The sequence below is a fragment of the Lewinella cohaerens DSM 23179 genome (genome assembly GCF_000379805.1).
Classification (GTDB): Bacteria; Bacteroidota; Bacteroidia; order Chitinophagales; family Saprospiraceae; genus Lewinella; species Lewinella cohaerens.
Window position 1 is genome coordinate 244,296 of sequence record NZ_KB903587.1, and the last position, 20,446, is coordinate 264,741.

Annotated in this window: 13 protein-coding genes; 10 read left to right on the forward strand and 3 right to left on the reverse strand. The window is 46.0% G+C overall.

All coding sequences use genetic code 11. The annotated features are described in order from the left end of the window. Positions 1-151 precede the first annotated feature (151 nt). Positions 152-592: an FKBP-type peptidyl-prolyl cis-trans isomerase gene (locus tag A3EU_RS0125445; protein WP_020539019.1), complete on the forward strand. Its 441-nt coding sequence runs from the start codon at positions 152-154 to the stop codon at positions 590-592. A gap of 72 nt (positions 593-664) precedes the next feature. Here A3EU_RS0125445 and A3EU_RS0125450 read toward each other — a convergent pair whose 3' ends face one another. Further along, entirely contained in the window at positions 665-3,364 is a 2,700-nt protein-coding gene (locus A3EU_RS0125450; protein WP_020539020.1) for a valine--tRNA ligase, read from the reverse strand. Between the two features lie 259 nt (positions 3,365-3,623). Between A3EU_RS0125450 and A3EU_RS0125460 the strand changes: the two genes are divergently transcribed. Further along, positions 3,624-3,905: a hypothetical protein gene (locus tag A3EU_RS0125460; protein ID WP_020539022.1), complete on the forward strand. Its 282-nt coding sequence runs from the start codon at positions 3,624-3,626 to the stop codon at positions 3,903-3,905. Between the two features lie 198 nt (positions 3,906-4,103). Here the strand turns inward: A3EU_RS0125460 and A3EU_RS0125465 are convergent, their stop codons facing one another. Continuing rightward, positions 4,104-5,450: a hypothetical protein gene (locus A3EU_RS0125465; RefSeq protein WP_020539023.1), complete on the reverse strand. Its 1,347-nt coding sequence runs from the start codon at positions 5,448-5,450 to the stop codon at positions 4,104-4,106. Positions 5,451-5,918: 468 nt separating this feature from the next. On the opposite strand from A3EU_RS0125465, the gene A3EU_RS0125470 reads away from it, so the two are divergent. From A3EU_RS0125470 to A3EU_RS0125505, 8 genes are all read left to right on the forward strand, one after another. Beyond that, positions 5,919-7,508 (forward strand): glycoside hydrolase family 43 protein, encoded by a 1,590-nt coding sequence (locus tag A3EU_RS0125470; protein WP_020539024.1) that lies wholly within the window; start codon positions 5,919-5,921, stop codon positions 7,506-7,508. Beyond that, complete coding sequence (locus tag A3EU_RS0125475; RefSeq protein ID WP_020539025.1) at positions 7,505-8,458, forward strand: pectinesterase family protein; 954 nt, start codon at positions 7,505-7,507, stop codon at positions 8,456-8,458. Before A3EU_RS0125470 ends, A3EU_RS0125475 begins: the two co-directional genes overlap by 4 nt. Positions 8,459-8,483: 25 nt before the next feature. Further along, the gene (locus A3EU_RS31845) at positions 8,484-9,725 is read left to right on the forward strand and encodes a DUF4861 domain-containing protein (RefSeq protein WP_020539026.1); all 1,242 of its coding nucleotides are present in this window, start codon (positions 8,484-8,486) and stop codon (positions 9,723-9,725) included. 45 nt (positions 9,726-9,770) lie between these two features. Beyond that, positions 9,771-11,045, forward strand: coding sequence for a glycoside hydrolase family 88/105 protein (locus tag A3EU_RS0125485; RefSeq protein ID WP_020539027.1), 1,275 nt, complete (start codon positions 9,771-9,773; stop codon positions 11,043-11,045). Positions 11,046-11,397: 352 nt separating this feature from the next. After that, the gene (locus A3EU_RS0125490) at positions 11,398-14,661 is read left to right on the forward strand and encodes a SusC/RagA family TonB-linked outer membrane protein (RefSeq protein ID WP_020539028.1); all 3,264 of its coding nucleotides are present in this window, start codon (positions 11,398-11,400) and stop codon (positions 14,659-14,661) included. A gap of 23 nt (positions 14,662-14,684) precedes the next feature. Next, positions 14,685-16,505, forward strand: a complete 1,821-nt coding sequence (locus A3EU_RS0125495; protein WP_026211588.1) for a RagB/SusD family nutrient uptake outer membrane protein — start codon at positions 14,685-14,687, stop codon at positions 16,503-16,505. 91 nt (positions 16,506-16,596) lie between these two features. After that, positions 16,597-18,273 (forward strand): DUF4957 domain-containing protein, encoded by a 1,677-nt coding sequence (locus tag A3EU_RS0125500; RefSeq protein WP_020539030.1) that lies wholly within the window; start codon positions 16,597-16,599, stop codon positions 18,271-18,273. Between the two features lie 81 nt (positions 18,274-18,354). Beyond that, on the forward strand, positions 18,355-19,830 hold the full coding sequence (locus tag A3EU_RS0125505; RefSeq protein WP_026211589.1) for a pectate lyase family protein: 1,476 nt from the start codon (positions 18,355-18,357) through the stop codon (positions 19,828-19,830). 361 nt (positions 19,831-20,191) lie between these two features. On the opposite strand, the gene A3EU_RS35615 is transcribed toward A3EU_RS0125505, so the two are convergent. Further along, positions 20,192-20,446: transposase (locus A3EU_RS35615; protein ID WP_020539033.1), on the reverse strand; the 255-nt coding region annotated here is incomplete at its 5' end.

The following is a 20,446-nucleotide window of genomic DNA, read 5'->3' on the forward strand; positions in this document are numbered from 1 at the left end:
ACCTATCAATAGATTTGAAGTTCTTTTGCTAGATACTGAGCTTGACTTATCAAAAAAGGATACTTCCAGCGGCTAGATATTGAGCATTGATATTACCTTTAGCACTTATGTAAAACAGCGTGCTTCCGCTACTTAAAAGAACAATCGGCCTATGAAAAGACCAACCAAAGCTAAACTACGCGCACGATCAGCCGACCGGGTCGCTTTTGCAAAACAAGTTCGTCAGGAATATCTAAATGGAGAACTCGACATCACCCGTACCCCTTCGGGCTTAGGTTACATTTTACATGAACAAGGCGAAGGCATTGCTCCAAAGGTGGGCCAGAAAGTAGAGGTTCACTATGTAGGTTTGCTAGAAAAGAAGGCATCTGTATTTGACGAATCCTTTGGCAATATCCGAGGTGCTCGTTTCATTCTGGGCGCTGGTGAAGTCATTCAAGGCTGGGACGAAGCCATTGCCCTACTACGCTGGGGTGATGAAGCGACCCTATTTATTCCTTCCGAACTAGGGTATGGTGCCGACGGTCGTGGGCAGGGAGTTCCGCCACACAGTAATCTTGTTTTTTATGTGGAAATTGCTTCTGTGGGGTGACCCTAGGGCAAATTCATGAATTTGCCCTAGGGTTTTACACCTGATTCCACGAAGCAGCGGGCGGGCTGAAGTCTACCCTTTCAAGCGCTTAATCTCATCTGTCAAGCTGGCGATTCGTGCTTGGCCATCCGCCAATTTCTTGCGTTCGCGATCTACGACAGCCGCAGGGGCGCCGTTTACGAAGCGTTCATTACTTAGCTTCTTTTCTACCGAGGCCACGAAGCCTATCTGGTAGGCCAGTTCCTTCTCTTTTTCCTCCAATTCGGCAGCCGTATCAATCTCCTGGTTCAATTCCAGGTAGAAAGAATCGTTACCAACGAGGAATCCAATGGCATTTTCTGGCTCCGTTTCTACGGCTTCCAGTGATTCCAGGTAAGCCATCTTTTCGATAGCTGCCCGCAAGCCTGCGTCGTTTACTAATGCTTCGCCAGGACTACCAATGGTGGTTAGCATCTTTAGCGGATCACGACCTTTGATGCCTTTGGAAGAGCGAGTCTCCCGTACTTTTACTACGGCTTGCTTGGCTAGTTCTACGCGAGCGATGAGGTCCTTGTCAAAGTCACCAGCGATAGGCCAGGTGCTTACACAGCAATCATCTCCTGTTTCGCGTGCTCTGAGCTGGTGCCAGATTTCTTCGGTAACGAATGGCATGAAAGGATGTAGCAAAATCATCATCTCTTCGTAGGCCGCAACGGTACGCTCCAGGGTCCGCGGATTGATTTTACCATCAGTAGGCTTGATCATCTCCAGGTACCAAGAGCAGAAATCACCCCAGATAAACTTGTACAACTCCATGATCGCGTCATCCAGGCGGTATTCACTGATGAAGCGTGTCACTTCTTTATTTACTTGCGCCAAACGGCTTTCCAACCACGTGCTGGCCATCGCGCTGATCGGGTCTTCCTCGCCTGCAGTGTCTACTTCCCAGCGGGTAATCAACGACATGGCATTCCACATCTTGTTACAGAAATTGCGACCTTGCTCACAGAGTTTACTCTCGTTGAGGGCCTCACCCGTTTTAGCGTCAATCGGCGCATCGAAGATGATATCGTTACCCGCAGAAGAACAGGAAAGCATCCCGAAACGAACGCCATCCGCACCATAAGTGTCGATCAAGCTCAGCGCATCAGGTGAGTTACCGAGGGATTTCGACATTTTCCGGCGCTTACTGTCTCTTACCATTCCGGTAAAGTAAACATCTTTGAAGGGCATCACCGGATGGTCAGGCCCCAACAAGTCTGGTGCAAATTCATAACCGGCCATGATCATTCGCGCCACCCAGAAGAACATAATGTCCCAGCCTGTTACCAAGGTATTGGTTGGGTAATAGTATTTGAGTTCTTCCTGATTTTGAAAACCATCAAAAACAGAAATTGGCCATAGCCATGAAGAGAACCAGGTGTCGACAACATCTTCATCCTGCTTCAGGTCATCGATGGTCAGTGCATCATTGCCGGTAGCGGCTTTGGCTTGCTCCAGTGCTTCCTCTGCGGAATGCGCAACCAGTACATGTTCTTCGTAGTACCATGCTGGTATCCGCTGCCCCCACCAAAGCTGGCGACTGATACACCAGTCGCGTACGTTTTCTTCTTTGAGCCAGCTGTTGTACATGTTAAACATGCTCTCGGGGTAGAATTTCACTTCTTCCGAACGCACCGCCTCCAGGGCAGTAGATGCAAACTCATCCATCTTCAGGAACCACTGCAAGGTCAGCTTGGGCTCTACCACTGCGTTGGTACGCTCGGAGCGACCTACCCGCGTGCGGTAATCTTCGGTTCCTACCAAAGCGCCTGCTTCTTCCAGTATTTTACCAATATTCTTCCGGGCCGTAAAGCGGTCTTCACCTACACAGAATTGTGCCAACTCGTTGAGTGTACCATCCAAGTTGATGATATCAATCACTTCGAGGCCGTATTTTTCACCCAAATCGTAATCATTAGGATCGTGCGCTGGCGTCACCTTCAAGGCACCGGTCCCAAACTCCAGATCAACGTAAGTGTCGGTGATGATCGGAATAGAGCGATTCACCAATGGAACGATTACACGCTTGCCGTGCAAGTGCTTGTAGCGCTCATCATCAGGGTGAACGGCCAAGCCAGTATCTGCCATGATGGTCTCGGGGCGCTGAGTAGCAATAACGATGTATTCGTCGGTTCCTTCTACCTGGTAACGAACGTGGTAAAGGCGTGAGTTCTCATCACTGTGGATAACTTCTTCGTTGGACAATACGGTCAATGCTTCGGGGTCCCAATTGGTCATCCGAAGGCCACGGTAGAGCCGTCCTTTTTTGTGAAGGTCAACGAAAACTTTTACAACGGCTTCACTCAGGGATTCTTCCAGCGTAAAGCGGGTACGTTCCCAGTCGCAACTAGCGCCCAGTTTCTTGAGCTGATCGAGAATGATGCCACCGTATTCTTCTTTCCAGGCAAAGGCGTGCTTAAGGAATTCCTCACGGCCAATATCGCTTTTCTTGATGCCCTTTTCACGAAGCAGCCTTACCACTTTGGCTTCTGTAGCGATAGAAGCGTGATCGGTACCAGGTACCCAACAGGCATTTTTCCCATCCAAACGAGCTTTCCGAACCAGTATATCCTGGATCGTATTGTTCAGCATGTGTCCCATGTGCAGCACGCCAGTGACGTTAGGCGGAGGAATTACCACGCTGAAAGGCTCGCGCTCATCAGGTTCACTGTGGAAATAGTTCTGCGCCATCCAGTGGTCGTACCACTTTTTTTCGACGGCCTGTGGGGAATAATGCTTCGGTAAACTCATGATCATTTTTTATAGAAACCCTCGCCTTCAGCGGGATATCCAAAGCTGTAAGAAAAAGTTGGGCAAAGATACGGATTTGCCTGGCTAATAAGCAGCGCAAATCCGCTTAATCCTATCAAAAACAAGGTCAGCTATCAGAGATAAAGTTCCAGACCTCAAAAAACTAAACCTGATACAATAGAACACTATTCGTTAATATTCACTATTATTGATACTATATTTCACGCTAGTATTATTTCACAAAACAAAACGAACAAAAATGAGTATTCTACCATTAATCATCCAGCTTATCAGTGGAGCAGTAGGAGGCAACGTTGCCGGTTCCCTTATGAAGGAAAGTTCTTTGGGCACCCTTGGTAATTCCCTGGCCGGTATCCTGGGCGGTGGCTTAGGTGGCCAAGTATTAGGTATGCTAGGCGTAGCTGCTAGCAGCGGCAGTATGGACCTTGCTGGTATCCTCAGTAGTGTTGCTGGCGGTGGCGTCGGTGGCGGTATTGCGATGGCTGTAATTGGTATGATTCGCAAGGCAATGGCGAAATAGTCAGTACTATTGATTATTTTCGCAAACTCGAAGGTCTGAGAAACCCTTCAAGATCGGGCCGCTCTCGTTTACGGGGGTGGCCCGTGTTGGTTCCAGGGGTGCGGCCTGAATGTATAATCGCACTGGTACGGTTGGGCTGAGAGGTTGAGCAAAGTACTCCCGAATTCAGACTTTGCCATAGGCAGAGCTTACTTACATTTATTTTCTACTAGTCCGATAAATTTGATTCCCTGCCCCTACGTAAAAGGATGTTTCCTCCCTAACATCACTGTATTTTATAAATAGATCAATCACATCATCTGTCCGGGAGTCTGGAGGACTGTTTACATCTCCTACGAATGTACATCTAATCGACTTGATCTTTCCTGAAATCGGTTTAACAAGCCATTCCATAGACCTCAAATCTACAACACCTTCTAAGTCTCCTTCTCGAATAACGTAAATATCCCATTCCTCACTAGCCCCAATATTGAACATATGAGTATGTCCCTGACTTGAGAAAAACTTTGTTTCACCATTTTCATTCACAAAGCCAGCACCATCTGTGGAAGTATAGATAAACCAAGGAGCATCTACTTTAAAATAAGGCGAAGCACTCATTGTCTTATAGGAGTCAGGAAACGTATAATGTTTATTGCCAGCCTCATCGACTATAGCCCAGGCGTTGCCTAACTTCGCACATACATACCACTTGTTGTTCAATCTGAATGGACTTCGATAAAGGATTCCATGATCTTCCTGATATATTGTGAGCCTTGATTGTCCTGAGGCTACTCTTCTTATATACCCAGAACCAACTGAATCGATTTTACCTTCAACAGTTACAGAGAACCCATATACATTCAGAGATTGGCTCACAAATGGGCGACTTTGGAACAATGATCGATCAACCGAAGGTGGCGCGGGGGGAACATAGTTTTTTTTTCTTCTAACATAGTGCTCAATGTTTCCAATACGATCAATTATTACCTTTTGGTTAGGTGAAACTTCCACTTGTATTTCGTTACCAGGAAAACTAGCACTCAGGAATTTGGCATCAACTAAGACTAGATTTGAATCTTTAAGCATGTAGCCAAATTTCCCCTCCTCCTCAAAAGGAATGAATGAGTGAATAGGATATCGAGATATTTGCTGAAAGTCCTTAAGAAACTCAGTTTTTTTAAGTTCCAAGTGATTTACGATGTCACTCCAATAGTCTGTTTTCTTGATTTCATCTAGAAATGTAATATCTAGTAGGGACGGGTCAAGCAATCCTCGATCAATAGTAGAGTGTAGATATTCTGAACATTTACTGATACGACTTGATCCACAAGCTGCTGCTGCAGCCCCCATATAAAAAGTCCATTCGATTTCAGGTCTGGTGGACAGTGCGTCTTCAAACAAAAGATATGCATCTTCGTGATTTCCACTTCTCAGAAAACTACCTGCTTGTTGTAATTTAATAAACATATCACGATCATATTCCCCTGGCTGTGCGACTACTGTAGACGAAAATACAGCAATCATGATTATAGCTAGAATATAAAACTGTACAGAGTAACGCATTATGGATGATTTTCATTAAGATTTGCCTAGATAATGGATTCTAGAAGGAATTTTTAAAGTATTATATATTAGACTTGTTCTGCTGGGATCATATCGGGGCCAAATTGCGCCTTATCTTCCCACACTGTGTCTTTTTTGAGCCGCTTAGCTATGGCTAGGCTCCTCAAAAAAGACTTCGCGCGGTCGATAATGCATCAATTTTAGCTGCGCTGATCGCCTTTGGCTCAGAGTTTCCACCACTCTGCCCCAGCAGAACAAGTCTATTATTTCGCCCAACGCGTAAATTGATCATCAATCCCCAAAACTAAATATTTCAACGGGTAAGCAAAGGTTTTTCAAAAAACAATGAGTCCCTTACTCCAATTTTTGTGAAAAACAGCGATAGAATTGGTAAAAATTGCGGGTTGCTGCCTCTTGGTGTTCACTACTTTTACAAGTGTGATTTACCAACAACCGAAATTCCTAACCATGAGATTGGCATTTATCGCACTTTTGTTTCTATCCATCCTACAGCTGAACGCTCAAGTTTGGCAACCCGACATGGGCGACGGCACCTACCGCAACCCCATTATCCACGCTGATTATTCTGACCCTGATGTTGTGAGAGTGGGAGACGACTTTTACCTCACCGCTTCCAGTTTCAACTGCGCACCGGCACTTCCTATCTTGCACTCGAAGGACTTGGTCAACTGGGAGATTATCAACTATGCTTTTAAGCATCAGCCACCAGCGGATTTCTTTGCCAAACCCCAGCACGGAAACGGCGTCTGGGCACCAGCGTTCCGTTATCACGATGGCTGGTTCTACATCTTTTACGGAGATCCTGATTTCGGGATTTACATGGTCAAAACACAAGACCCTGCCGGAGAATGGACGCCACCCCACTTAGTCCACGCCGCGAAAGGATGGATTGACCCCTGCCCTTTTTGGGATGACGATGGTAAAGCTTACCTCGTTCATGCTTTTGCGGGTAGTCGTGCCGGGATCAAGAGCATTGTTGTTGTTCACGAAATGGCTCCTGATGCCTCCAAGCTCCTCGATGATGGCGTATTGGTTTTTGATGGCCACGAAGCACACACTACTATTGAGGGAACCAAGATGCACAAACGCAATGACTACTATTACATCCTCGCTCCCGCAGGTGGTGTACCTACTGGTTGGCAGACGGTGCTACGCTCAAAAAATGTATGGGGTCCTTACGAAGATAAAATAGTACTCCACCAAGGTGATTCCGATATCAACGGCCCTCACCAGGGTGCATGGGTAGAGTTGGCCAATGGCGACGATTGGTTTATTCATTTCCAGGAAAAACAACCTTACGGGCGCATCGTACACCTGCAACCCGCCCGTTGGGAAAACGACTGGTTAATGATTGGAAAAGATAGCAACGGCGATGGCATTGGTGAACCCGTTGCCTCCTGGGAGAAGCCCAACGTGAAGACAAGTTCAACAATAAAAGTCCCTCAAACCAGCGACGAGTTCAATACACCTATACTAGGCTTACAGTGGCAGTGGCATGCCAACCCTGAACCGACCTGGGCATTTCCTTCCGCGATGGGCTTTCTACGAATGAATCCCGTCGTGCAAAAGGAGATCACCAATCTATGGGAAGCGCCTAATCTCTTGCTTCAGAAAATGCCGGCGGAGACCTTCACCGCTACAACTAAATTCACTTTTCACCACCATTTTGACAGTGAAAAAACGGGGCTAATGGTGATGGGCCGAGACTACGCTTACCTGGCGCTCGTCCAACAGGACAGCCAACTATTCCTACAACAAACCGAATGTATCAAGGCCGAAAACGGCCAGCCAGAACGCATCGTAAAAAGTATTCCCATTGACCAGAACGAGATTTTCCTACAAGTCAAAGTGACGGAAGGTGGCAAGTGTCAATTTCTTTACAGCCTTAACGGCGAAACTTTTATACCCATTGGCGAAGTATTCATGGCCAGAGAAGGCAAGTGGATTGGTGCCAAAGTGGGGCTATTCAGCATCCGTGACGAACACGAAAACAATGGCGGATACGCCGATTTTGACTGGTTTAGAATAACGCCATGAAACGATTAATCTACCTGCCGCTGCTTTTATTGGTTACTGTTGCTCATGCGCAGTACAAGACGGAAATATACGTTGCTCAAGATGGCAGCGGCGATTTCACCAGTATCCAGGCGGCAATTGACGATACTAAGTCTTTTCCAGACACCCGTATTACCATTTTCATCAAGGACGGTATTTACGAAGAAAAAGTAAAAGTACACGCCTGGAATAACCATCTGACCCTCAAGGGAGAAAGCCCTGCCGGAACCATCATCCGCTGGGGAGATTATTTCGACAAAATCGACCGAGGGCGCAACAGCACTTTCCATACTGCTACCCTACTGGTACAGGGAGATGACTTTCGTGCGGAGAACCTGACGATTAGCAATACCGCTGGTGAGGTGGGGCAAGCCGTAGCGTTGGCCATTGAAGCCGACCGAAGCGTTATCGTTAATTGCCGGATGCTTGGCCATCAGGATACGCTTTACGTAGATGGTGCCAATACCCGCCAGCATTTTAAGGATTGCTACATTGAAGGAACCACTGACTTTATTTTTGGCGGAGCTACTGCGCTGTTTGAAGACTGTATCATTCACAGTAAAGCTAATTCCTACATCACGGCGGCGAGCACTCCCCAGGGTAGGCCCTATGGATTGGTTTTCCTCCGGTGCAAGCTGACGGCAGCGAAAGATGTCACTTCCGTCTATCTGGGGCGTCCCTGGAGAAGCTACGCTCAAACCGTATTTCTTTATTGCCAAATAGGAGATCATATTCGCCCAGAAGGATGGAACAACTGGGGTTCTGCTGAAAAAGAAGAAACCGTATTTTATGGAGAATACGGCAATACAGGCCCTGGTGCAGCAATGACACAACGAGTCAAATGGGCACATCAATTAAAACGAAGACAGGCTAAAAAATACCAGCCGGAACGTGTTTTACAACCGTTCTTACTACCTGAAATATCAAACTAACCAACGTCTTAAAATTTCACCAAATATGAAATACCAATATCTGATTATCGGTTTTTTACCCCTGCTTACCGCCTGTGGATCAGGGGCAGCAGAAGCTCCTTCCAACGAAGCAACCTTCACAGTGAGCAATACTTTGGACACCCCCAGGAAAGACGCTTTGCTTATGCTGGATGCTGCCACATTACAAACAAAATTCAGTGAGCTCGATTTAACGAAAGTAAAATTCACCAGCGGTGAAAGTGCTATTCCTTTCCAGGTTAATGATGACAATAGAGATGGTGTAGTAGAAACCTACGCCCTCCTCCTTGATTTTGCTGCGAGCGAAGAAAAAACCGTCCAACTGGTAGAACTTGCAGAAGGAGAAAAAATGCCCACTTTTCCCAAGCGCACCCAAGCGGAAATTTCCCATAAAATCAACGGCCACTGGGAAGGCCGGGAATATATTGACGGGGAATTCCAAAATGTTGACCACCTCAATGTCCCCCCGGAGCATACAGATCACTCGTGGTTTATTCGTTACGAAGGGCCAGGATGGGAATCAGACCTTGTAGGCTACCGCTTTTATCTCGACTGGCGAAATGCTACCGATATTTTTGGCAAGAAAACGCCGAAAATGGTCTTACAGGATGTTGGCCTCGATGGCTTTGATTCCTACCACGAACCCTCTGACTGGGGAATGGACGTCCTCAAAGTAGGTTCATCACTGGGCATTGGAGCACTCGGAACTTGGCAGGAAGACAAAGCTCTTCGCGTAGAAACGACCGATTCGCTCAGTTGTACCATTGTAGAAAACGGCGTAGTGGAAAGCAAGATTCTCACCAATTACTTCGGCTGGCAGGTCGGTGACGCAAAAACGGACGTAACTTCCGAATTATCGATCCACGCGGGCAGCCGCCTCACCCGGCACGATCTAACGCTTAGCAATGAGCTGGCTAACCTATGTACCGGGATCGTGAAACACCCCGAAGGCAAAGTTATTCAAGGCAACCATGGAGGATGGGCCTACCTCGCTACCTGGGGAGCACAAAGCCTGGCCGAAGACCATCTAGGCATGGCCGTCGTGTATCAAATCACTGACGCCCAGCAAACTACAGAAGACGAACATAGCCACGTGGTGGTACTTACCCCAAAAGACCTTCACCTCACCTATTACTTTATGGCTGCCTGGGAACAAGAGCCCAATGCTATGAAAACAGAAGAAGCATTCGTCAAATATCTTGACGGAGTAGTTAAAGAATTGTCTTCACCACTAGATGTTAGTCTCTAAAATTCAGCTTCATCATCAAACTTAACCTGATAAAACACTTTATCAATGAAAATATCCAAACGCTATCCATTCGCAACCATCATGAGCCTTTGGCTGGTTGCACTGTCTTGCTGGCAATGCGACAATATACAAAACACCACGCCGAAAGGACTCAGTGCCGACGACGTTATTGCGATGACCGTTAGTATTTCTGAAGAAAAACCCTGGTCGGAACGTATGGCCCTCTCCATTATGAAACGAGCTCCAGAAGCGTGGATGAACGACTTCGCGACCAGGCCGCGCTGGAACTATACCCAAGGCTTGGTTCTTTCCAGTATTATGGACGTCGCAGCAGCCAGTAAAGAGGACTATTATTTTGAATACGCCAAGGGATATGGTGATACCATGATTCTGGCAGATGGTAGTATTCGCGACTATGACATTTTTAAATTCAACATCGATCACATTGCGCCCGGTCCGCTGATCTTCAAACTTTACGAAAAAACAGGTGACAAACGCTACCAGACAGCCATTGACCAACTTCAGCAGCAACTAAATTGGCAGCCCAGAACAACCGAAGGTGGCTACTGGCACAAGCTGCGATACCCCTGGCAAATCTGGCTTGATGGCCTTTTTATGGGAGAGCCCTTTCAGGCACGATACGCCAAGGAGAACAACCAGCCTGAAATTTTTGACCATATTGCCCAACAGTTTATTCTTGCCGAAAAGCACACCAAAGATGCGACGACAGGCTTACTGTACCACGGCTGGGATGAAAGCCGTTTGCAACAGTGGGCCAATCCGGAAACGGGGTGTTCTCCGCACTTTTGGGCCCGCGCTATAGGCTGGTATTGCATGGGGCTGGTAGATGTTTTGGAGTATTTCCCACAAGATCACCCGGAAAGGAAAACGCTCATTGCCATTCTCAACCGCACTTTGGAAGCGGTTCTCAAAGTTCGTGATCCCCAGACAAATACCTGGTGGCAGGTGATCAACTATCCTGACCGGGAAGGTAACTACCTGGAATCCACCAGCTCTTGCATGTTTACCTATGCAATGCTCAAGGGAGCCAATGAAGGTTATCTGGACGAGAAATACCTTACACTGGGCACAGAAAGTTACGAAGGCATCCTCAAAACCTTTATTCGGATAGATGACGATGGGGAAATACACCTTACCAGTGGCTGCGCCGTAGCCGGTTTAGGAGGAGACCCTTATCGTGACGGCTCATATGAGTATTATATCGGTGAACCAGTACGTGACAATGATCCAAAAGGAATAGGCCCATTTATGAAAGCCAGCTTGGAAAAAGAGAAGGCCAAATCTACTTCTAAGATGTAAGTGCTCGGGCTTTTTTTAAGCACCGGGCTCAAAAAAAGGAAGATTGGGGGTGCTAAAAACAAAAGATGATTCGGCGAAACAGCTCATTGGCTTATAATAATCTCCAAAACCTAGCCATAACAACAATAGCTAGCGTAATGAATTATGCAAAAACAGCACTTCAAGTAAAGCAATCGCTCTAGCACTCGTCACAACTAACTGATTATCAGCATAAAATAACTTTGTTTATTAAAGTGAAATATTGCTACACTTTTGTGAATTCTTGAATGCCGCTAAATTGCCCGTATCTCACTCCTCTCCGCTTTCTTTGTGTATAATTTTCAATACACTCAACTTTATAAAACTATTATTCATGAAACGTAGAGAGCTACAAACATTATTTGCTCTACTGGTAGGCTTCCTCCTCCTGGGTAGTACCACCTTATTGGGGCAAAGCACCATCAGGGGAAATGTCGTTTCAGAAGACAACGAGCCCCTTATTGGGGTAACGGTGATGATCAAAAACACCGGTTCTGGAACAGTTACAGATTATGACGGAAACTTTGAAGTCAAAGCTTCACCTGGCGACACTTTGGAGCTTAGCTATACAGGCTATGCCCCCAAAGAAGTACCTATTGGCAACAGCCAGGTTCTTAATATCGTCATGAACGTTAGTGCCTCCTTACTAGATGAGGTCGTCGTTGTGGGTTATGGCTCCGTTCGTCGTTCAGATTTGACAGGCTCGGTAGCTTCTCTTTCGGGCGACAAAATTTCACAGATTCCCATTACGAATGCCGCCCAGGCTATAACGGGGCGCCTTCCTGGTGTGAATGTATTAACTACTGACGGTTCGCCCGATGCAGAGGTAGTCATTCGCGTTAGAGGTGGAGGGTCCATTACTCAGGATAACTCTCCTTTATATGTTGTTGACGGGTTCATTGTTAGCAGTATTCGGGATATTCCACCTTCCGACATCGAAAGCATCAGTGTACTGAAAGATGCTTCGGCTACTGCTATTTATGGTGCCCAGGCATCTAATGGTGTTATTGTAATCACCACAAAAAGAGCTGCTGCCGGAAAAATAAAGGTATCCTACAATGGCTTTGTCCAATTAAAGGAGCTGCCTGACTATCGTCGTTACGAAGTGCTATCTCCCTACGAATACGCCTTAGCTAATTACGAGTACGCCAAACTACGTTCTGATGCTGACCTGCGTAATTTTGAAAAATTTTTCGGGAAATACGATGACTTGGAACTATACCAAGAAAGAAGACCTACCGACTGGCAGGAAGAACTCTTTGGTGACCCTCGGCTATCGCAGTATCACAACGTGAGCATGTCTGGTGGTAACGACAAGACAAAGCTAAGTCTGAGCCTCACCAACAATACTGATGAAGGTCTGATGATTGGCTCAGGTTTCCAAAGAAACGCTTTGAACTTTAAGTTAAATCAGGAAATCTCTGATCGCCTGACTTTCGAGGCATCTACTCGTGTTACCGGAACCGTCATTGATGGTGCTGGTACTTCCGGTAGTTCTCAGATTACCATTAAAGATGCCGTACAAACTCGCCCCATCAACGGTATTGCTGACGAACTGGAGATTGACCTTAACGCACTGGATGCCAGTGATGATTACCAGACGTTTTTACGCAGCTTGGTTGACCCTACAGACTTGGTAAAGCAAGATTGGCGAAAAAGAACCATTAATGATTACGTTTTCAACGCAGCGTTGAACTGGAATGTCATTGACAATCTTGACCTGAAGACTACGTTTACAGGCTCCAAAACCTTTGACAAACGTTTGCGCTTTTATGGGCCACTCACCGGAGAGTCATTCAACAACGGTGGTAGTCTTCCATTGGGGCAAAAAACGGATATTGAGCGTAATTCTTATCGCTGGTTAAACACCGCCAACTACAATGTAAATGTGGGGCAAAATCAAAGCCTGGACTTCTTGGTCGGCCACGAAATCTACTCTAACGGTGGCAGTTCTGATTTTGTACGGGCAGAGGATTTCCGTTTGTCTATTACACCAGAAGAACTGTTTGCCAACATGACTTTTGGTCGTACTGACCGCCACGAGACGGAAGAATTTACGGATGCAAATCGCGTATCTTTCTTCGGTCGAGCAAACTACCAGCTTAACAATCGCTACCTCTTTACGGCCACCATGCGTTCTGACGCCTCCAGCCGTTTTGCGAAAGACAATCGTGTTGGATACTTTCCTGCCGTAGCATTCGGCTGGAAAATTTCTGAAGAACCTTTCTTACAAAACTCTAAGGCTATCCAAGAATTGAAACTGCGGGTGAGCTACGGACAAACTGGTAACGACCGTATTGATGCGACCGCTACCCAGTTCCTCTTTGTAGGTTCTACCAACCGAGGCCCTGGTTTCGGCAATGTTGACAACGTTTACTATACGCCGTCTGGCAGCACATTGTACAATCCTTTCCTCAAGTGGGAAACAACGACCAACCGTAACCTTGGTCTTGATTTCTCCTTGTTTGAAAGTCGCGTCTTTGGTAGCATCGACGTCTACAGCAATACCACGGAGGATCTTCTTTTACAGTCAGCTATTCCTTCGAATACCGGCTTTAGTACACAATGGAACAACATCGGCTCTACCTCTAACAAAGGCGTAGAGTTGGGCTTAACCACCTACCTCATCAGCCGTTCTGACTTTACGTTATCTGCCAATTTCAACATCGGTATTAACCGTGCTAAGATTGAAGAACTAGACGGTACCGACGCTCGCTTCTTCCAATCAAATTGGGCGAGTACTGACTTGAAAGACCAGAATGACTTCTACCTGGAAGTTGGTGGTACCCTTGGTGATATTTACGGCTACGTTACTGATGGCTACTATACTACTGATGACTTTAGTGGTTACAATGAAACAAGTGATACTTACACCCTCAACGACGGTGTACCAAACGCTGGTGCGACAGTGGGAAATCCTAATCTTCGCCCTGGTTTCCTAAAGTTGAAAGACCTCAATGGTGATGGTGTTATTAACAGCGACGACCGTCAGGTAATTGGCAACACCCTGCCCAAACACCAAGGTGGAATAGGCTTGGATCTGCGCTACAAAGGCCTGGATGCAGCCTTGTTCTTCAACTGGTCTTACGGTAATGACATCTATAATACAGGTAAGATTCAATACAATCAGTTCCGTCGGGTAACCTATGGCAACTTATTGAATACGATGAACTCAGACAACCGCTTTACTTACGTTGACATTGATGGTTCTTATACCGGCACACCTGGTGAAATTGTTACGGATCTAGCTCAATTGGCTGAGCTGAACGCAGATAAGAACATCTGGTCGCACAACAGCTACGGTGTAGCCCAGGCTGTCATCCATTCTTGGGCCGTAGAAGATGGTTCTTTCATTCGCTTAAACAATGCTACCATCGGTTACACTTTGCCTACCAGCATGGTTTCGAAGCTAGGTATCTCTAGCCTCCGTCTATACCTAACGGGCAACAACCTATACGTTTGGACGAACTACACGGGTTATGATCCTGAAGTGAGCACTAGCAGAAACTCAGCTTATTCGGCACTTACGCCGGGTGTTGATTACTCTGCCTTCCCAAGAAGCCGCTCTTACACTTTCGGGCTTAACGTAACCTTCTAATTCGAACTTCTAATATTAATAATATGAGACTCAAATATTATATTATAGCAATCATGGCCTTGGCGTTCACAGCGTGTAGCGATTTTCTGGAGCCAGATTCTATTTCGACTTTCGACACCAACTATGTTTTTTCAAATGTCGACGATGCCCGCAAAGGCGTCAATGCTATCTATGTGCAGTTTGGCGTAGATGGGTTTCGTTCCCGCCTGTCCAACAACATGACAGGCAATACCGATATCGAACGCCAAAGCGGCTGGACCAGCTCTGGTGATCGCTACCAAATTTGGGACTTGAACGCACTAGCCAGTAATGGCGACTTGAGTAAAGTTTGGAATGCTGCTTATACGGCTATTCGTGATGCTAACATTGCAATTGAAGGTATTGAAGCCAGTGAAGCCCTTAACTCCAACGACGTTCTCATTTCCAAGACCATGTACCACTTATTGGGTGAAGCCTACACTTTACGGGCCTACTGGTATAGCATCTTAACCTATCACTTTGGAGATGTCCCTAATGTTCGGCTTGCGCCTAAAGCTGGTAATGACTTCTTTTTGGGTAAAGAAGATCGCAATGTCATCCTTTCTCAGGTCATTGAAGACATGATGGCTATTGAAGGTAAAATGTTATGGGCTGAAGAACTGCCCTATGGCATTGAGCAAGTCAACCGGGAATATACCCTTGGCCTAATTGCCAGAATTGCGCTACAGCGTGGTGGTTACTACCTTACTCCTTCGTTGAATATGGAACGCCCCAATGATTACTTGACTTACTACCAGGTTGCTAAAGATTATACCGAAAAACTGATAAGCCTAAAGGATCGCCCACTACCGGAAGATTTCCGCCAGGTATTCCTGAACAATGCAAAGTTTGTAACACCTGTAAATGATGACATTCTTTTCGAAGTTCCTTTTGCACAAGGTAATGGTGATGTAGGTTGGAACATTGGTGTAACTGTTCAAGGGGGGGCTACTGCTTCCCACAGCTACGGATCAGGCAACAATTATATGGCGATGCCTCCCTCCTACTACTATTCTTTCGATACACTTGATACACGCCGTGATGTGACTTGTGCGTACTACATCGTAAACACGGAATTCCAAGAAGAATTCGTCAACGGTGGCATCTCCAATATTTCTCAGGGAAAATGGAGTCGTTATTACCTTGATGCTGGCCCTGGATCTTCTTCTGCTAAAGGAACAGGAATCAACTGGCCGATGCTACGCTATGCAGATGTATTACTAATGCACGCCGAAGCAGAAAACGAGCTTAACGGCCCTACAGCTGCCGCTATAGAATCCTTCAGCCGGGTAAGACGCCGTGCTTTTGATAGCGCCCTTTGGGATGATAAAGTAGACAACTACCTCGCCAATATTTCTACAAGTAAAGAAGAGTTCTTTGAAGCTATTGTTAATGAGCGTGCGTGGGAATTTGGTGGAGAGATGATCCGTAAATACGAGCTTATCCGTTGGGGTAATTACTCCGAGAAAATGGCCGAGACGGTTCAGACCCTCAAAGACATGGCAGATTCTGCTTTTGAAGGAACAGGCCCTTATGCAGATTTACCTGACTACATCTACTGGAAACGTGACGAAAGTGGTCGTTTTACCGTACTTAACCCTAACCAGAAAATTGCTGCTGCTCCGGATGAAACCTGGACACGAGAATCTTGGTTACTCGGGCTTCGGGATGAGGTAACGACCTATAAGGAATGGATCACTAAAGACTGGCGCAACTACATCGACGAAGGTCCTAAACCAGGAGTAGCGCGCTATATTTTCCCTATCCCGGAAGAGGCTGTCACCAATAGCCAGGGGGTATTAGCCAACGACGGCTACGGATTCTAGATTGAAGTTAGCTCCTGTTTATTGGTCGGCAAATGTCCAACCAATAAGCAGGCTTCTTCAATAAACATGAATGACTATATAAAATTTAACAATGAAAAATATAAAACTGAATCTCAGTCTGGCAATGTTCTTGCTGGTTGGTGCTATCGGTATCTCACTGGTTTCTTGTGAAAAAGATGAAGCTATTTACGAAGAAACTCGTCTTTTCCGCCCTGTCTTGAGTGAAGATTTGTATGCAGAACTCAATACGATTATTGTCAACTTGGGCAACATCAAAGATGCGGTTTCCTATACTTTAGAGGTAAGCCGTGACAGTTTTGCCAGCACCTTATATACTATAGAGTCAGATACCAACTTTGTCGTCATCAATGAAGAGACACTAAATGGTGAATCTTTACTTTGGAATACACTTTACCAAATTCAGGTAACTGCCCACGCTGCCGATCCTACTTTTGATAGCCGAGCTTCTGATCTTGGAAGTGTACGTACAGAACGTTTCCCTTCTATTCTTAACATCCCAACAGTTGGAGACATCTTGGACGTTCAAGCACGTGTAAGCTGGGAGTTACTTGGTGCTCCGATTACAAAAATCCGCGTATTTACTGTCGCAGATGAGGTTTTGGCTAATCCATTACTCGAATTTGACATGGATACGGAAGCACAGGAGAACGGTGAATTTATCGTTTCCGGACTACAACCATTGACTAGCTATCAAATCGCTATTTACAGTGGTGCAGATGGAGAAGTCTTGCGCGGTTGGGAAGTTTACAATATGATTGCCAGTGCCATTGACCTCACTGATCCAAACGTGATTGACCTGAGTACTTCTGATGACCCCGACGCTGTAATCAATGCTATTCCTACAGCAACAGACGGCCAAATTATTGTACTCAAGAAAGGCGTATTATACAACCTGCCTTCTGATCCACTCGACAAATCGATTACGATCACAGCGGCTTATGGTTTTGGCGAACAAAAAGCCATCTTGTTTACTACTGGCAACTGGAATTTCCTGGAAGGAGCGATGATTGACCATGTACGCTTCATTGATGTTGAACTTCGGGGAGAAGACATTGGAGGAGACTATGTTTTCAACCCCAATCTTTCTACACTGACAGTGGTTAATGAACTTACTTTTGACAACTGTGTGATCAATAACTTCCGGGGTATTATTCGGATGAGGACACAAATGTTCTTGACCAATTATAACATTAATAATTCTATTGTCCACTCTATTGGAAACTATGGAGTTGTTACTTGTGATACAGATGGGGCCGGTAATGCTGCCTTTGACAACGCATCCTTTACCAACAGTACATTTACCAAGATTCACGCTTTCATGACTACTCGTCAAAACGCTCAATCTGTAGTAATTGACAATTGTACGCTTAGTGAATTGGCTGACCCCGATGGCATCGTTTTCCGCTGGCGGGGAACAGATGGTGAATTGAGTAATGTAATCAATGGCATCTCCATCACCAACTCTATTTGGGGCCACGCCTGGGACGAAGGCATGACCGGCAACCTAGCGGTAAGAGGTATATATGATGGTTTGGAAGCAACCCTCTTTAATGTCGTTAATACGTATGCTCCTTCTAATTTTGCGTTCACCCCTGGTTCTGAAATCCCTGGATTCCCTGCATTGAATTACGCAGGAACAGCGGAAGACCTTTGGGTAGACCCTTACGTTGGCATGGATTTCAACTTCAAAGATACCGGCTTTAGTGGCCGTATGGATGCTGGCGACCCACGCTGGCGCGTCCAGTAATTTTTTTATAAAATGTACTTTTTCCCGGACTTCACTTAGGTGGAATCCGGGATTTTTTATTTACCCCTTATCCTCCTACCAATGATACGATCTTCAAAAAATACGCCTTTATTGTTTTTACTCCTTCTCGTTATTTTAATGGGCAGCTGCGCAAATCGTCAGCAGTTGGCAACTTCTGCCTTACCTGTCACTGTTGATGCTACTACCCCTTCAACGCGAGTTCCAGCCTTCCCCGGCGCGGAAGGTTTTGGACAATTTACCACGGGTGGCCGAGGAGGCAAAGTGCTTTATGTCACCAACCTAAATGACGAAGGCCCAGGAAGTTTTCGCGAAGCGGTTGAAACACCCGGCCCTCGGTACATTCTATTCAAAGTAGCTGGCAACATTGCTCTACAATCACGCCTAAACATCAAGGAGGGCAACCTCACTATTGCGGGGCAAAGCGCGCCCGGTGCGGGTATTTGTATCAAAGACTACCCTGTAGTTATTAAGGCCAACAACGTCATTATTCGCTTTTTACGATTCCGGCTCGGCGACGAACAGAAGCAGGAAGCTGATGCCCTTGAAGCAAGAGGAGTAAGTAATATTATCGTTGATCATTGTTCCATGAGTTGGTCCGTTGATGAGTGTGTTTCCTTTTATGACAATAACAATACCAGCTTACAGTGGTGTATCATTTCAGAGAGCCTCAATAATTCGGTTCACCACAAAGGAGAGCATGGTTATGGTGCCATTTGGGGCGGCACGAATGCTTCGTTTCATCATAACCTAATTGCCAACCACGCCAGTCGTAATCCTCGTCTGGGGGAACGTGCCGGTGACATCGCTGCGCTCACCGATCTTACTGATCTTCGCAACAACGTCATCTACAATTGGGGAGACAATAGCTGTTATGGCGGTGAAGCAATGAATGTCAACATTGTCAATTGCTACTACCAGCCCGGCCCAGCCTCCTCCAATCGGCATCGTATCATAGCCATTGATAAAAACACTAAGCCCGAGACAGCGATATATAACATCTGGGGTAAGTACTACATCAATGGCAATTACGTCGCAGATTATCCAAAAACAACCGCTGACAACTGGGGACGCGGTGTCTTCAACCAATTCCATTCTCGCTACGGAGCGGTTTCCGACGAAGAAAAAGCAGCCATTCGCATTCCTGTCGAACATCTGATCAACAACAATGTCGCTACTCATTCGGCGCAGGACGCTTACGAAAAAGTCCTCGCAATTGGTGGCGCCTCTTACGTGAGAGATGCCGTAGATACGAGGATAATCGAAAATGTTCGACAAGGAAAATACACCGCCTCCGGCTCAAATGGAAGTACCAATGGCATCATCGATTCGCAAGAAGATGTAGGTTCTTGGCCCCTATTGACTACTGCACCTGCTGCCAAAGACACCGCTGGTGATGGCATGCCTGATACCTGGAAACGAAAACATAAATTGCCCGTCGATCAGCCTCAAGCCAACGGGCATGAATTGCATCCGGTGTACGATAATGTGGAGGTTTATCTTAATAATTTGGTAGAAGGGGTTGTTGGGCAGCAGTGATAGGATTGTTTGCGGTATATACGAGGACGCTATCTCTACCCTTTGCCGTAGGGGATTAACAGTTTTGAAGACCACTTCGCAGCAGTCTTTTTGAAAGGCTCGATTTGTTTGTCGGTCTTCACAAACCACCGTTACCAGTAGCCCAGGCCGACACCTGCATTCTAATATAAATTTTCATAAAAATCTATAGCAGGTTGTATTTTCTTCCTAGTATCTTCACTTAATTCAGTTTTACTGATATTATCAAGCAACCTATCCCTATCGTATTCATTAAACACAGCATAGTGTTTTTTTAAATACTCAATTAACATTTGATCTGAGAATTGATTTTCTAGAAATACTGCTCCATATATACCCGTCCCTAAGTGGTTTGGGCGTACACAGAAGCCCCACCTACTGAACGAAAATTCAACGTTAGTAGCCTGCGCAACTCCGACTTGTATGACTTAGTGTCATTGAGGAAATCAATTATTCCGTCTTTGAATTTTGAATACGTATCGTAGTAAATAGAGCTGATGGCTTTTTTACGCATAAACTTCCAAAGCCGCTCGATTAAATTCAAATTAGGGGAATACGGGGGGAGAAATACAAATTCTATACGCTGATCAGCGGCCCA

What these genes read in the sequence shown, in the direction of transcription:
- A3EU_RS0125445 (WP_020539019.1), top strand. Translation starts at nt 152, where the DNA reads ATGAAAAGACCAACCAAAGCTAAACTACGCGCACGATCAGCCGACCGG.
- A3EU_RS0125450 (WP_020539020.1), bottom strand. Translation starts at nt 3,364, where the DNA reads ATGAGTTTACCGAAGCATTATTCCCCACAGGCCGTCGAAAAAAAGTGG.
- A3EU_RS0125460 (WP_020539022.1), top strand. Translation starts at nt 3,624, where the DNA reads ATGAGTATTCTACCATTAATCATCCAGCTTATCAGTGGAGCAGTAGGA.
- A3EU_RS0125465 (WP_020539023.1), bottom strand. Translation starts at nt 5,450, where the DNA reads ATGCGTTACTCTGTACAGTTTTATATTCTAGCTATAATCATGATTGCT.
- A3EU_RS0125470 (WP_020539024.1), top strand. Translation starts at nt 5,919, where the DNA reads ATGAGATTGGCATTTATCGCACTTTTGTTTCTATCCATCCTACAGCTG.
- A3EU_RS0125475 (WP_020539025.1), top strand. Translation starts at nt 7,505, where the DNA reads ATGAAACGATTAATCTACCTGCCGCTGCTTTTATTGGTTACTGTTGCT.
- A3EU_RS31845 (WP_020539026.1), top strand. Translation starts at nt 8,484, where the DNA reads ATGAAATACCAATATCTGATTATCGGTTTTTTACCCCTGCTTACCGCC.
- A3EU_RS0125485 (WP_020539027.1), top strand. Translation starts at nt 9,771, where the DNA reads ATGAAAATATCCAAACGCTATCCATTCGCAACCATCATGAGCCTTTGG.
- A3EU_RS0125490 (WP_020539028.1), top strand. Translation starts at nt 11,398, where the DNA reads ATGAAACGTAGAGAGCTACAAACATTATTTGCTCTACTGGTAGGCTTC.
- A3EU_RS0125495 (WP_026211588.1), top strand. Translation starts at nt 14,685, where the DNA reads ATGAGACTCAAATATTATATTATAGCAATCATGGCCTTGGCGTTCACA.
- A3EU_RS0125500 (WP_020539030.1), top strand. Translation starts at nt 16,597, where the DNA reads ATGAAAAATATAAAACTGAATCTCAGTCTGGCAATGTTCTTGCTGGTT.
- A3EU_RS0125505 (WP_026211589.1), top strand. Translation starts at nt 18,355, where the DNA reads ATGATACGATCTTCAAAAAATACGCCTTTATTGTTTTTACTCCTTCTC.